General features: G+C 58.4%; 10 protein-coding genes. 1 reads left to right on the top strand and 9 read right to left on the bottom strand.

All coding sequences use genetic code 11. The features are described 5' to 3' along the window. Positions 1–24 precede the first annotated feature (24 nt). The 5 genes from AC1DIG_RS10290 to AC1DIG_RS10270 all read right to left on the bottom strand — a co-directional run bounded on the left by AC1DIG_RS10290 (position 25) and on the right by AC1DIG_RS10270 (position 6,899). On the bottom strand, positions 25–2,055 hold the full coding sequence (locus AC1DIG_RS10290; protein WP_477767213.1) for a 2Fe-2S iron-sulfur cluster-binding protein: 2,031 nt from the start codon (positions 2,053–2,055) through the stop codon (positions 25–27). Positions 2,056–2,119: 64 nt separating this feature from the next. Then, on the bottom strand, positions 2,120–2,743 hold the full coding sequence (locus AC1DIG_RS10285) for a glutathione S-transferase family protein (RefSeq protein ID WP_477767212.1): 624 nt from the start codon (positions 2,741–2,743) through the stop codon (positions 2,120–2,122). A 130-nt stretch (positions 2,744–2,873) separates the two neighbouring features. After that, positions 2,874–3,776, bottom strand: coding sequence for a LysR family transcriptional regulator (locus AC1DIG_RS10280; RefSeq protein ID WP_477767211.1), 903 nt, complete (start codon positions 3,774–3,776; stop codon positions 2,874–2,876). 43 nt (positions 3,777–3,819) lie between these two features. Continuing rightward, positions 3,820–5,142 carry an ABC transporter ATP-binding protein gene (locus AC1DIG_RS10275; protein ID WP_477767210.1) on the bottom strand — a complete coding sequence of 441 codons (1,323 nt, stop codon included), beginning with the start codon at positions 5,140–5,142 and terminating at the stop codon, positions 3,820–3,822. 14 nt (positions 5,143–5,156) lie between these two features. Further along, positions 5,157–6,899 carry an ABC transporter permease gene (locus AC1DIG_RS10270; RefSeq protein WP_477767209.1) on the bottom strand — a complete coding sequence of 581 codons (1,743 nt, stop codon included), beginning with the start codon at positions 6,897–6,899 and terminating at the stop codon, positions 5,157–5,159. A gap of 1,314 nt (positions 6,900–8,213) precedes the next feature. On the opposite strand from AC1DIG_RS10270, the gene AC1DIG_RS10265 reads away from it, so the two are divergent. After that, positions 8,214–9,854, top strand: a complete 1,641-nt coding sequence (locus AC1DIG_RS10265; protein WP_477767208.1) for an Nramp family divalent metal transporter — start codon at positions 8,214–8,216, stop codon at positions 9,852–9,854. Between the two features lie 197 nt (positions 9,855–10,051). On the opposite strand, the gene glmS is transcribed toward AC1DIG_RS10265, so the two are convergent. The 4 genes from glmS to AC1DIG_RS10245 all read right to left on the bottom strand — a co-directional run bounded on the left by glmS (position 10,052) and on the right by AC1DIG_RS10245 (position 14,793). Continuing rightward, the gene (gene glmS / locus AC1DIG_RS10260) at positions 10,052–11,884 is read right to left on the bottom strand and encodes a glutamine--fructose-6-phosphate transaminase (isomerizing) (protein ID WP_477767207.1); all 1,833 of its coding nucleotides are present in this window, start codon (positions 11,882–11,884) and stop codon (positions 10,052–10,054) included. Between the two features lies 1 nt (position 11,885). Then, positions 11,886–12,662: a DeoR/GlpR family DNA-binding transcription regulator gene (locus AC1DIG_RS10255; RefSeq protein WP_477767206.1), complete on the bottom strand. Its 777-nt coding sequence runs from the start codon at positions 12,660–12,662 to the stop codon at positions 11,886–11,888. 220 nt (positions 12,663–12,882) lie between these two features. Continuing rightward, a complete protein-coding gene (gene glmU, locus AC1DIG_RS10250) occupies positions 12,883–14,250 on the bottom strand; it encodes a bifunctional UDP-N-acetylglucosamine diphosphorylase/glucosamine-1-phosphate N-acetyltransferase GlmU (RefSeq protein ID WP_477767205.1) in 1,368 nt (455 codons plus the stop codon). Between the two features lie 117 nt (positions 14,251–14,367). Continuing rightward, positions 14,368–14,793: a F0F1 ATP synthase subunit epsilon gene (locus AC1DIG_RS10245; protein WP_347902900.1), complete on the bottom strand. Its 426-nt coding sequence runs from the start codon at positions 14,791–14,793 to the stop codon at positions 14,368–14,370. Positions 14,794–14,795: the final 2 nt, after the last annotated feature.

Raw genomic sequence — 14,795 nt, 5'->3', positions numbered from 1 at the left:
CGAGCAAGCCCGCTCCCACAATGATTACAGATCAAGTATCAGCGGCTGCGAACCCTGAGCCGGAACCGCACAGCAAATCAGCACTTCCCCCGCTCCGGGTAACTCCGCCGGGGACTGTGGATAATTCACCTGACCACTGATCAAACGGGTCTTGCAGGTGCCGCAGGAACCACCGCGGCAGCTGAACTCTGGATGCAAACCCTGACTTTCCGCCAATTCCAGCAAACTGCCGCCGTCCGGCTGCCAGCGCGCATCAATGGCCGAGCGCTGAAACACCACCGCGACCGGGGTGGTGGCCGCAGGAGGTTGCTCAATGACTACCGCCTCCGGATCCGGCTGCCGACGTAGCGTCGAAGGACCAAAGGTTTCGGCGTGAATCCGCTGATCGCGGATATCCAACCCACGTAAATCGTCGTACAGCCCTTGAGTGAAACTGCTCGGACCACACAATACAAAATCCAGCTGATCGTAGTCTTCCACCAGCAGGATGGTTTTAAGCAGTGCGAGGTCGATGCGCCCGGTCAGGTCAAAATCCTCGCCTTCCACCGTCTGGCGTTCCGGTTGGCTGAGCAGTCGAACGACCCGCACAGCGCCATCCGTACCGTCCAGCAAACGGTCCAGCTCAGCCCGAAACGGTTGATCGGCCAGGCTGCGCGAACTCTGAAACAACCAGCTCGGCCGGGTACGTCGGGTGCGCTGGCCTTGGTAAACCACTTCACGCAGCATCGACAACAACGGCGTGATGCCGACCCCGGCCGCCAACAGCACCAGTGGTCGCTGTTCATTGGCGGCTACCGTGAAATGCCCCTGCGGTGCGCGGACTTCAATCAGATCACCAACCCGAATCCCTTCGTGCAGGTGCGAAGACACCAATCCGTCACGCTTCACGCTGATACGGAAGAACTCATCGGAGGGCGCACTCGACAGGCTGTAAGTACGGATATGCACCTGGCCATCAAGCGTGAAACGCACAGGCAAGTGTTGCCCGGCCTGGAATAGCGGTAACCCGGCGCCGTCAGCCGGTTCCAGATAGATCGAACGAATGCTCTGGCTTTCCCGCTCGATCCGGGACACCCGCAATGGCCGCCAGCGATCGCCCAATGCCGCTGCCTGCAACCTGGCGGCAGCCTGCTCCCAGGTGCCAGTCATCAAACTGTTGGGCGAAACCCCGTCGAAACGCCAACGTAACGCCAACGCTGCGGGCCGCCGAACCACCTGCTGCACATGCAGCTTCCACAGCCGTTCGGCGCCTTGAAAGGCTTCAACCTGTGGGCCATCGAGAATGATTTCGGTACGACCGCTGACCTGCAGCAGCTCGCCCGAGGTGAAATCGATAAACAGCAACCCCGCCCGCGGATTGAGCAGCAGGTTGCCCAAGGTATTGAAGTGCAGATTGCCGGCAAAATCAGGGATGGTCAGGCAGTCGCCCTCAACCTGAACGAAGCCAGCCTGGCCGCCACGGTGAGAAACATCCACTGAACGCGAGTTATCCACATCCACATAACTGGCGACAAAGAAGGTGTCGGCCCCTCGAATCATCGCTGTGGCCGCATCATCCAGCGAATTCAGACGCTGTGCGATGCGGGTCGACGGATCGGCCAGCGGCACCGATTCGAACTGCCGCAATTGAATGTACTGCGGGCAATTACCGAAAGACTGCTCGACCGAGACGCTCAGGCCTTGCGCACCAATCGTGCTGACCCGGCCGTTGATCCGGTTGCGCCGCCTGGTGTGTAACTCGATCCCCAGCAAACCAATCGCCGCCCCGGCGTGTAGTTGTGCCGGGTCGTCCAATGTGGGCAGGCTGTCGATTTGCAGCAGCGCAGGTTCGGGGGAATGGGCGAAACCCGGCTGGCCTTCGAGGATGCTCGCCCAAGGGTTACCGTCGGCGTCCACGGCACCGAACAGCATGAACGGCAACTGCCTATAGAACTGCCGATGCTGATCCGGCATTTGCTTGCGGATCACCTTGCGCCCGTGCGCTTCCATGCGCTCGGCAACCCCTGCATGAGCCTGCAACTGTTTCTCGCCAGCATGCCAAGGTGAAAGCTCCATCACGGTTCTCCCCTGCGCACCCGGCGCAGTGTGAACGGCCCGACATCGCCGGGCCGTAAGCGCTTCAGGCAGTTTGCAAACCGGCCACGGTGCGGGGCATGCCGACAAAACCGGGCAAGGCCTCGATCCGCGCCAGCCAGACCCGCACATTGGCATAGTCGGCCAGCGACACGTTGCCTTCCGGCGCATGGGCGATGTAGCTGTAGGCGGCAACATCGGCGATGGTCGGCTCATCACCTGCAAGATAGGTCGATTTGCTCAGTTCCTGATCAATCACCTTGAGCAGGTTGTGAGAACGGGCGATCACTTCTTCGGCGTTGTTAGGCGCACCGAACACCGTGATCAGCCGAGCAATGGCCGGGCCAAAGGCAATCGGCCCAGCCGCTATCGACAGCCAGCGCTGAACCCTGGCGGCGCCGACCGGGTCGGCGGGCAGCCAGCGGCCCTTGCCGTATTTCTGCGCCAGGTACACCAGAATCGCGTTGGAATCGGCCAGCACCACACCTTGGTCGTCGATCACCGGGACCTGGCCAAAGGCATTGAGTGCAAGAAAGTCTGGCTGTTTGTGCGCGCCTTTCGCCAGATCAACGAAGATCAGTTCGGTTGGCAGCTCAAGCAACGACAGCATCAGCTCCACACGGTGGGCGTGGCCGGAACGTGGGAAGTTGTAGAGTTTGATGGCGTGCATAGTCGACTCCGCGGCTGGATTGCGCCGTTCAGGAGAGAACGGCACTAAGTGGCGCTATCTTCCACCTGCCATCAAATCAACAGAATAACCAGAAAACACAATCGATCATTTCATCCAGCGCAATAACGCCTCAGGCGCGCAATGCCGGATGTTCACGCAATGCCTTCACCGCATAATCCACGAAACTGCGTACCCGCACTGGCGCCTTGCGCCCACCCTGGTACACCACATGGATGGGCAACGGAGGCAATTCGAAGTTTTGCAGGACGATTTCCAGCTCACCGCTGGCGACCTTGCTGGCCACCTGATAGGAAAGAACCCGGGTCAATCCAAGCCCCAGAGCCGCGGCCGTGATTGCCGCCTGATTCGCCGTGACGACCAGACGCGGTTCAGGGCGAATGCTCAACACCTCACCGGCCTCGGCAAAGGGCCAGTTTCGCTGTTGCCCAATGGACGAGGTGGCAACAATCTGCGCTCGGCCCAGATCATTGGGATGCACAGGCCGGCCATAGCGCTTCAGATAATCGGGAGACCCGCAGATAACCCGCCGCACCTCGCCCACCAGAATGGCGTGCTGATTGCTGTCAGGCAGTTCACCGATGCGCACGGCGACGTCGATGCCCTCCTCGACCATGCTCACCACCCGGTCGACCAGCAACGCGTTGATACTGATGTCGGGAAACTGCTCAAGGTAGCCAACCATCACCGGCGTGACGAACAATTCACCGAACAGCACCGGCGCGGTGATCGTCAGTTGCCCACGTGGCTGCGCGTGACTGCCGGCAGCTGACGCCTCGGCTTCCTGAATGTCCGCCAGAATGCGTCGACAGTCCTCCAGATAACGCTGACCGGCCTCGCTCAAATGCAGGCTGCGCGTGGTGCGTGTGAGCAATTGAGTGCCGATACGCACCTCCAGCGCCGCCACCGCCCGCGTCACGCTGGCCGCCGACAACCCCAGGCGCCGCGCCGCCGCAGAGAAACCCTGCTCTTGCGCCACGGCGACGAATACCTGCATTTCCTGGAGTCTGTCCATGAGCTACCTGTTACATCGTCGTATCCGGCCTTGAATCAGCCGGTTACAGACTGCCTTCGACATCTTCCAGACTGAAGGTTTCGGTGTTGTCGTCATAGGAGAATATTTCAGCATACCGGCCCCAACTGATCACGTTCTCCAGCGTTTCTTCTACCGCGGTGTCACTGAGCGAGTCTCCCAACTCCTGCTCGAAACGCACACGCGGTGCCCAATGACCGCGTCGTTCCTGCAACACTTGGCGAATACGGGCGGCCAACGGCACATACCTGAGCAGATGATCGGCAAAAATGGTTTTGCGTTCCTGAGTACCGTACTCATCGAACAGCTTGCCCGCGTCGGTCAACTTGATGTCGGCGCCCTTGAGTTCGGCAAACCCCAGATGCTCGAGCATCTCCGCCACCGGAAACAGGTCGTCGACCTCCAGCAACAGGCGCTCGGCAACATTGGAGAGGCTGTCCTGCCCATAATACGGCTCGGCCGCCAGTGCAGAAATCAGACCGGCCATCAAGTTGGTCGACACTTCTGGCAACGGGCTGCCCAATTGCAGTTCGGCCTTGCCGGTTTTGGCGTCGGCACTGCGCCGGTTGGTCATCAGTGCATAGATGTCATCGACCATTTTGCGAAAGGCCGGGTCCAGACGGTTGCGCGGGTGCGCGAACGGCACACGGATTTGTGCCACGACCCGGCCGGGGTTCGACGACAACACCAACACGCGGTCGCACATCAACACCGCCTCTTCGATGTTGTGGGTCACGATCAGGATGGACTTGATCGGCAACTGACCGCCGCTCCACAGGTCCAGCAAATCGGTTCTCAGGGTTTCTGCCGTCAGTACGTCCAGCGCCGAGAACGGCTCGTCCATCAGCAGCAAGGTCGGATTGACCACCAGCGCCCGGGCAAAGCCTACGCGCTGGCGCATGCCACCCGACAACTCCCGTGGGTACGCGTTTTCGAATCCGTCGAGGCCGATCAGGTCGATCGCTGCCAGTGCACGCTTGCGCGCGGCCTTGGGTTCGACCTGCAACGCCTGAAGACCGGCTTCAACGTTTTCCAGAACCGTCAGCCAGGGAAACAGGGCAAAGGTCTGAAAGACCATGGCCACGCCTTCGGCAGGTCCGGTCAATAACGAGCCGTTATAGCGAACCTCGCCTGAGGAGGGCAGGATCAGACCGGCAATGATCCGTAGCAGTGTCGATTTGCCGGAGCCGGAGCGACCCAGCATGCCGACGATTTCACCTTCGCGCAGGGTCAGATCGACATCGCTGAGTACCTGTAACTCGTCCTTACCCTTGCCGAATCCTCGACAGACGTTCTTGAGTGCATAAATTTCGGAATACGCGCCTGTTTTTTCAGTCTGGCTATTCATCAAATCGACACCTGTTAATTCAGACGGAGTTTGTTTTCAGCGATCGCGTACAACGGCCGCCACAACACGCGGTTGAACGCCACGACAAAGAACGACATCACCACCACACCCAAGGTGATTTTCGGAAAGTCGCCAGCCGCGGTGGTCTGGGCGATGTAGGCCCCCAAACCGTGAGCGACCACCTTGTCCTGCCCCCAGGAAACGAACTCGGACACGATACTGGCGTTCCACGCCCCGCCCGAGGCGGTAATTGCACCGGTCACGTAATAAGGAAAGATGCCGGGCAGCATGACCTTGCGCCACCACTGCCAGCCGCGAATACGGAAATTGGTCGCAGCCTCGCGGAAGTCGTTGGGAAAGGCGCTGGCACCAGCGATCACGTTGAACAGGATGTACCACTGGGTGCCCAGCACGATCAGCGGGCTTAACCAGATATCCGGGTTCAACTGATAGCGCAGAATCACGATGACAAACACCGGAAACAACAGGTTCGCCGGGAATGCTGCAAGGAACTGGGCCAGCGGCTGGATCTTCTCCGCCAGATGCGGGCGCAAGCCAATCATCACGCCCAGCGGGACCCAGATCAGCGAGGCCACCAGTATCAACAGAGCAACCCGCAACAGGGTAATGGTGCCCAGACCGATCACATGCCAGAGTTCACCAAGCGTCACCTCGCTGCCAACGTAAATCACGATGTGATACAGCGCGTACAGGGTCATTAGCGCAATCGCCGAGCCCCAGACCCAATCGATAACTCTTGAAACCGTCGGACTGGCCTGAACGGCCACCGCTTTGGAACGTGGCAGGCTCAGGCGCATGTTGGTGATGCGCACGATAACCCGGATAAAAGGTCGCAACAGGCGCTGAACGACGCGGGTGCGCTGGATCAGATTCAGCACCCAGGACTCGGGAGCCCCGGCCTGTGAAGCCGTGTTTTCCATCCGGAACTTGTCCGCCCAGGCTACCAGCGGCCGGAACAGGAACTGGTCGTAAACCAGGATGACCACAATCATCGCCAGAATGACGTAACCCACGGCGTGCATGTCGCGTTGTTCGATGGCGGTCGCCAGATAGGAACCCACCCCCGGCAAGGTGATGGTCTTGTCACCCACGGTGATCGCTTCCGAGGCCACCACGAAGAACCAGCCACCGGACATGCTCATCATCATGTTCCAGACCAGGCCCGGAATGGCGAACGGCACATCGAGTTTCCAGAATTTTTGCCAGCCGGAAAGCTGCAGGTTGCTGGACACTTCCTCCAGATCCCGAGGCACTGTACGCAGTGACTGATAGAAGCTGAACGTCATGTTCCAGGCCTGGCTGGTGAAAATGGCAAAGATCGCCGCGCACTCCGCGCCCAGCACACGCCCTGGAAACAGCAGCAGGAAAAATGTCACGGTGAACGAGATATAGCCGAGCACCGGCACCGATTGCAGGATATCCAGCACCGGCACCAGCAGCTTCTCTGCACGCCGGCTCTTGGCCGCCAACGTGCCGTAGACCAACGTGAAAATCAGCGCCGCCACCATGGCCGCGAGCATGCGCAATGTCGTGCGAATTGCATATTCAGGCAGGTCGCTCGGGTCCAGTGAAATGACCTGCGTCTGCAACGTCGAAATTGGAGCCCAGGTCTCGCGCGCACCAATCGAGAAAAACAGCAAGAAGCCAATCACCAACGGCATGGCGATCAGGTCCCATCGGTTGGGAAGCAATCGTTGTGCCGTGGCCGGTATGTAATGACGCAATACCTTATTCATGTTCAGTGATTCCAGTAGCGTTCTGGAGGTGATCGTTGACCACCGATCAACAGGTTCTAGAGCAACCGCGCACAGAACGGCTCAACTAGCAGTTGAAGCACAGCTAAGTACACTCTAGCGGGGTAATAAAACGACGGAGGGAGGCCACACAAACGAACGCTACGGGGCGTTGCGGAAAATGGTTCAGTGGCTCAGAACTCCGGGGATCCGAACTCACCATTTACCCTCTGCGCCTCACTCGGCATCTCAATGGGTGGCCCGCCGAGAATCGGCAGGATCCATGGCTGGAGTCTCCTGAACGGGAGTAAAAAGGACATTTTGACGGGAAAAGCACGACGTCATCCGGCCGCAGATTTTGCCTGCGGCACACGCAATCGAGATCAATTCCGACGCGCCGCTTTTCCGGGGCGGATTGTACGTTTCAAATTGTTACAGAAACATAAACTTGACGTATTTTTTACGTATTTGTGAATGGCCACCATCCCCTTGGCAGAATCGATGCCTATCGCCGCACCCCGACTCCACGGGCCATCTGGTAGCGAGCGGAGGGTGGATGAGCTGTGTTGACTTTCCCTGTACGGCCCGCCAGAATTTACAACTTGTTACATCTGAGGTCATTTTTCTTTGGACAGTCATTGTTGTACATCGGAGAAATTCTCCGTAAAAGCTCGGCACGACCTCAGCTAGATCCCCTTAGCCAACGTCTTGCCGAGAGGAGGACGTTGCGCGCATCAGTATCAAACTCCTTCGCGTAACTAAAACATCAAACCTGGGCGGGCGGATTTCTCTGTGCGCTTCTAATCCGTACGTGCGCCTTGCGTTCGCTGCGGTCACAGGTTTCTGACCCATCGCCTGCCTTCATTTGTGCAGTAGTGATTGTTTTAACGTGTTCGTACCGCCAGGTACGTAAAGGAGGGCGTCATGCCACCTGAAAGAAATCTACGGCCCTCTCAATATTTGAAGCTGTGCCGCCACGAAAAACATGAAGGAGAGACCACGTATGGACCCCAGTAATAGTAGTCCGGTCACTCTGACTGAAATGGCGGCGTCTAGCGGGTAGCAGTACAACCATCACTGGCTGATCTCCTTCCTGTACTTCCCCCCGCATTTCTCTCCGTGTGACCTCTTCACGACCCTGACCACTTTTGGTCGACGGTTTAGTGCCCGTTTATTTCGCGCCCCTGAGCGCCAGGACGCCTGACTTTCCACTCTGATCCAGCTTCAGGCTGTGGTTTTCAGAGGGACAGTACCTGCGCACCTGTCCGGCGGGAATCGAAAGCGGCATCCAGCGTTACGCTTTTGGAGAGATTCGTTATGTCCAACTTGAAGATTGAAACTGCTGTTCTTGACAGCGCCCACGTCGGAGACATCCGCGGAGCATTCGGTACCATCCGTCATGACGACATCGCCCCGCGCAAGGGTTGGTGGCAGCGCTTGAAAACACTGATGGCCATCCTGGGCCCCGGGTTGATCGTAATGGTCGGCGATAATGACGCCGGCGCATTCAGCACCTACGGCCAGGCCGGCCAGAACTACGGGACCATGCTGCTGTGGACCATGGCACTGTTGATCCCGGTGCTGTACGTCAACCAGGAAATGGTACTGCGTCTGGGGGCCGTGACAGGTGTCGGTCACGCGCGCCTGATCATCGAACGCTTCGGCAAGTTCTGGGGGGCGTTCAGTGCGATCGACCTGTTCATCCTTAACGCGCTGACTATTGTCACCGAGTTCATCGGCATCAGCCTCGGGATGGAGTTCCTCGGTGTGCCCAAGGTGGCCGGTGTGTGTGTGGCAGCGGTGTTCATCATGCTCTCCGCCTGTACCGGCGACTTCCGGCGCTTCGAACGTTTCGCGTTGATTCTGGTTGTGGGCAGCCTGCTGCTGGTACCGATATTCGTGATGGTCCATCCACCCATGACGCAAGTCGCTCACGACTTCTTCATCCCGCAACTGCCGACTGACGGCAAGCTGTCGGAAGTGTTGCTGCTGATCATCGGTATCGTGGGTACCACCGTGGCGCCATGGCAGCTGTTCTTCCAGCAAAGCTACCTGATCGACAAACGCATCACTCCGCGCTTCATCAAGTACGAACGCGCCGATCTATGGCTGGGCATTGCGATGGTGGTGATTGGTGCCGTGGCCATGATCGCCTTCACCGCGCAGGTTTTTGCCGGTCACCCGGAGTTCGGCCAGTTCACCGATGCCGGCGCCATCGCCACGGGCATCGCCAAATATCACGGGCGCCTGCCGGGCGTACTGTTTGCCATCGCACTGATCGACGCCAGCATCATCGGTGCAATGGCGGTGTCGCTATCGACTGCCTACGCACTGGGCGATGTACTGAACCTGAAACACTCGCTGCACCGTAAACCAGGCGATGCCAAGGGCTTTTACGTGATGTACTGCGGTCTGATTGCGCTGGCTGCGGCACTGGTGTTGATTCCGGGTGTGCCGCTGGGGCTGCTGACGAACGCAGTACAGACGCTGGCGGGTGTGCTGCTGCCAAGCGCCACCGTATTCCTGTTGCTGCTGTGCAACGATAAGGAAGTGCTGGGCCCATGGGTAAACAAGCGCTTCACCAACGTCATTACTGCCGTCATTGTGGCAGTGCTCGTACTGCTGTCGATCATCTTGACGGCAGCGGTGGCCTTCCCGGATATGTCCGGTGAAACCATCACCAACATCCTCATTGGTGGCGGCCTGGTGGGGCTCGTCATCGCCATTGCGGTAAATGTGCTGCACGCCCGCAAAGAAGTCGACAACGGGCTGTTGCCTGAGAACACCGTGACCTTCACCCAACAAATGATGTACTCGTGGCGGATGCCGCCACTGGCACAACTGAAGCCAATGATACTGTCGCAACGCAACCGAATCTGGATGGGGGTGTTGCGCGGCTACCTGGTGGTGGCGATGGGCATGGTGATTTACAAGGTCATTCAACTGGCACTCGCATAAATCTGTGAACAGGCAGGACGGATTGCGCAAGTTCGTCCCGCTTGTACAGCATCCCCTATCCCCTCGGTGGAATTCGTCCTCGCAGCCGCTTCGTGATGAAAGGGCCAGAAAATAAAAACCCCCTGAGTCAGGGGGTTTTTGCATAGCGTGGAAACAGGTTGGTAAACACCAATTCAAGTTTCAGTCTTGTGGATAACTCACTCCACCGTCACCGACTTCGCCAGGTTACGCGGCTGGTCAACGTCTGTGCCTTTAAGCACGGCGACGTAGTACGAGAGCAACTGCAGCGGGATGGTGTAGAGGATCGGCGACAGGATGTCGTGGATGTGCGGCATGTTTACCACATGCGTGCCTTCGCCATTACTCATACCGGCTTTTTCGTCAGCAAACACGATCAACTGGCCGCCACGGGCACGAACTTCCTGCAGGTTGGATTTGAGCTTCTCCAACAACTCGTTGTTCGGTGCCACCGTTACTACCGGCATGTCGTCGTCGACCAGCGCCAACGGGCCGTGCTTGAGTTCGCCAGCCGGGTAGGCTTCAGCGTGGATGTAGGAGATTTCCTTGAGCTTGAGCGAGCCTTCCATCGCCACCGGGTACTGTGCGCCACGACCGAGGAACAGTGTGTGGTGCTTGTCGGCGAACAGCTCGGCGACTTTTTCGACGGTGCTGTCCATCGCCAGCGCTTCGCCCAGACGAGCCGGCAAGCGACGCAGCTCTTCCACCAACTCGGCCTCCAAGTCTTTGGACAAGGTGCCACGCACCTGACCCAGAGACAGGGTCAACAGCAGCAGCCCCACCAACTGAGTAGTGAACGCTTTAGTCGATGCCACACCGATTTCGCGACCGGCCTGGGTCAGCAGTGTCAGGTCGGACTCACGCACCAGCGAGCTGATGCCGACGTTGCAGATGGCCAGGCTGGCGAGGAAACCCAGCTCTTTGGCATTGCGCAGTGCAGCCAGGGTGTCGGCGGTTTCGCCAGACTGAGAGATCGTGACGAACAGCGAATCAGGTTGCACGACGACTTTGCGGTAGCGGAATTCGCTGGCGACTTCGACCTGGCACGGGATCCCGGCCAGTTCTTCCAGCCAGTAACGCGCGACCATACCGGCGTGATAGCTGGTGCCGCAGGCGACGATCTGCACATTGCGGACCTTGGCGAATAGCTCGGCGGCTTGTGGACCGAACGCTTGGACCAACACCTGATTCGGGCCAAGACGGCCTTCCAGGGTGCGTTGTACGACCGACGGTTGCTCGTGGATTTCCTTGAGCATGTAGTGACGGAACTCGCCCTTCTCGGCGGATTCGGTGTTATCGCGGTACTGCACCGCTTCGCGCTCGACAGCTTTGCCGTCAACGTCCCAGATCTGCACGCTGTCGCGGCGGATCTCAGCGATGTCACCTTCTTCCAGGTAGGTGAAACGGTCAGTGACCTGACGCAGTGCCAACTGGTCGGATGCGAGAAAGTTCTCGCCCAGACCCAGGCCAATCACCAACGGGCTACCACTGCGAGCAGCGACCAGACGATCCGGTTGCTGCGCGCTGATAACGGCCAGGCCGTAAGCGCCGTGCAACTCCTTGACGGTGGCCTTGAGGGCGACGGTCAGGTCAGGGAGGTCTTTGAGTTTGTGGTTCAGCAGGTGGGCAATGACTTCAGTATCGGTGTCCGAGGTGAACACATAACCCAATGCCTTGAGCTGCTCACGCAGGGCTTCATGGTTTTCGATGATGCCGTTGTGCACCACCGCCAGATCGCCGGAGAAATGCGGGTGAGCGTTACGCTCGCACGGTGCACCGTGAGTCGCCCAACGGGTGTGGGCGATGCCAAGACGGCCAACCAGCGGTTCTTGTGCCAGAGCCTGTTCCAGTTCGCTGACCTTGCCCGGGCGACGCATGCGCTCGAGTTTTTCACCGTTGGTGTAAACCGCCACACCGGCGCTGTCGTAGCCGCGGTATTCGAGACGCTTCAGACCTTCGAGCAAAATGGCGGTGATATTACGTTCCGCGACTGCACCGACAATTCCACACATGCTATATCTCCTGGCTGACTGCCGCGCATATCAAGTTGATGCCGCGGGCCTGAATCTGGTCGCGAGCCTCTTGCGGCAAGCGATCATCGGTAATAAGGGTATGGATGCTGCTCCATGGCAGCTCCAGGTTTGGAATCTTGCGGCCGATCTTGTCGGATTCGACCATCACGATCACTTCACGGGCCACTTGGGCCATCACTTGGCTTAGACCGAGCAATTCGTTAAAGGTCGTGGTACCTCGTACCAGATCAATGCCATCGGCACCGATGAACAACTGATCAAAATCGTAAGAGCGCAGGACCTGCTCGGCGACCTGACCCTGGAATGACTCGGAATGCGGGTCCCAGGTTCCGCCAGTCATCAACAGCACCGGTTCATGTTCAAGTTCGCTCAGCGCATTGGCGACGTGCAGGGAATTGGTCATGACGACCAGACCCGGCTGTTGCCCAAGTTGCGGAATCATTGCGGCGGTGGTGCTGCCGCTGTCGATGATAATTCTCGCGTGTTCGCGAATCCGCGTCACCGCAGCTCGAGCAATCGATTGCTTGTACTGGGAGACGGGTTGGCTCGGATCACTGACCAACTCGTGCGGCATGGTGATCGCTCCGCCGTAACGGCGTAACAACAAGCCATTGCTTTCAAGCGCCGCCAAGTCTTTGCGAATTGTAACTTCCGAAGTTTCAAAACGCTTGGCCAGTTCATCCACACTGACTTCGCCCTGTTCATTGAGCAAGGCAAGAATATTGTGGCGACGTTGTGGTGTATTGCGCTTCGACATGACTTGGTAAGTTTCGATTCGAAAGATAACGAAAGCAATCAAAACCTATCGGCGAAACCTCGTCAAGCCAGCGCACGAAAAAAACATCTGTGGTTAACCCATTCGCGAGCAAGCCCGCTCCCACAGGTTTATACGCAATTCCTGTGGGAGCGGGCTTGCTCGCGAATGCAATGGATCAGGCTGTGAATAACTCCAGCCCGATCATTGATCTGTGGATAACTCAGCTCTTGTGGATTTTCACCGGTCGCTTCCAGCCATCGATGTTCTTCTGCCGAGCCCGACCAACGGCCAGCTGGGACTTATCCACATTCGAGGTAATCGTCGAACCGGCCGCCGTGGTCGCGCCGTCCGAGATATCCACAGGCGCCACCAACGAGTTGTTGGAGCCAATGAATACGTCTTCACCCAGGACGGTCTTCCACTTGTTGACGCCATCATAGTTGCAGGTGATGGTGCCGGCGCCGATGTTGGTGCGCGCACCGATCTCGGCATCGCCCAGGTAGCTGAGGTGGCCGGCCTTGGCACCTTCGCCAAGATGGGCATTCTTCAGCTCGACAAAGTTACCCACATGGGCGCGGGCTTCCAGCACAGTGCCCGGACGCAAACGCGCAAACGGACCGGCATCGCTGCCCTCGCCCAGTACCGCGCCTTCGATATGGCTGTTGGCCTTGATCACCACGCCTTTGCGCAAGGTGCTGTTCTTGATCACGCAGTTCGGACCAATGACCACGTCGTCTTCAATGACCACACGACCTTCGAGAATCACGTTGATGTCGATCAACACATCCCGACCGACGGTCACTTCACCACGTACATCAAAACGTGCCGGATCGCGCAACGTCACGCCCTGAGCCATCAGGCGACGGCCTTCACGCAACTGATAGTGACGCTCCAGCTCCGCGAGCTGCTTGCGGTCGTTGGCGCCCTGCACTTCCATCGCGTCGTGAGGTTGCTCGGTGTCCACCACCAGACCGTCGTTGACTGCCATGGCAATCACATCGGTCAGGTAGTACTCGCCTTGGGCATTGTTGTTGGAGAGCCGGCTCATCCAGTCGCCCAGATGACTGGCCGGCACCGCCAGAATGCCGGTGTTGCCTTCAGTGATCGTACGCTCGGCTTCGCTGGCATCTTTGTGCTCGACGATAGCGGTCACCCGACCGTCAGCATTGCGCACGATACGACCATAACCCGTCGGGTCATCAAGCTCGACAGTCAACAGTCCCATTTGCAGTGGCGCCACAAGCTTGAGCAGGCGTTGCAGGGTTGGGACTTCAATCAGCGGCACATCACCGTAAAGGATCAGTACGGTGTCGGCGGTGATGAACGGTACAGCCTGGGCCACCGCATGACCCGTGCCGAGTTGTTTGTCCTGCAACACGAAGTTCAAGTCGTCTGCAGCCAGACGCTCACGGACTGCATCGGCGCCATGGCCGATCACTACATGAATACGCTGTGGATCAAGTTGGCGGGCACTGTGGATAACATGGCCAAGCATGGAATTGCCTGCCACCGGGTGAAGAACCTTCGGCAGTGCCGAACGCATGCGAGTGCCTTGACCGGCAGCAAGAATAACGATTTCAAGTGACATGACTGGCTACCAATCCTGGGAGGTCAGCGGCTGCGACCAAGAGATGAATTGCGAAAAAAGAAAAAGGGTAGCCGAGGCTACCCTTTTTAATCAATCACACAACAAGCGGGAGGCTTATCAGCCGCCGAACTTCTTGCGGATCTGCTGAACGGTGCGCAGCTGAGCTGTCGCCTCGGCCAGACGTGCGGCAGCGGAACCGTAGTCGAACTCGGCGCCTCTTTCATGCAAGGCCTTCTCGGCAGCCTGAACGGCTTGCTGAGCGGAGGCTTCGTCCAGGTCGGCAGCACGTTGCACGGTGTCGGCAAGAACCTTGACCATGTTCGGCTGAACCTCGAGGTAACCACCGGAGATGTAAAACACCTCGGTTTCCCCACCCTGTTTTATCAGGCGGATCGGACCTGGCTTGAGTTCAGTGATCAGCGGAGCGTGACCCAGAGCGATACCAAGATCACCCAGGCTGCCGTGCGCAATCACCATCTCGACCAGACCGGAAAAGATTTCTCCTTCCGCACTGACGATATCGCAATGGACTGTCATAGCCATCT

This window comes from Pseudomonas sp. 05N431 (genome assembly GCF_056397005.1).
The sequence above is the reverse complement of the archived record's forward strand: the minus strand, read 5'-3'. Positions and strand labels throughout refer to the sequence as shown.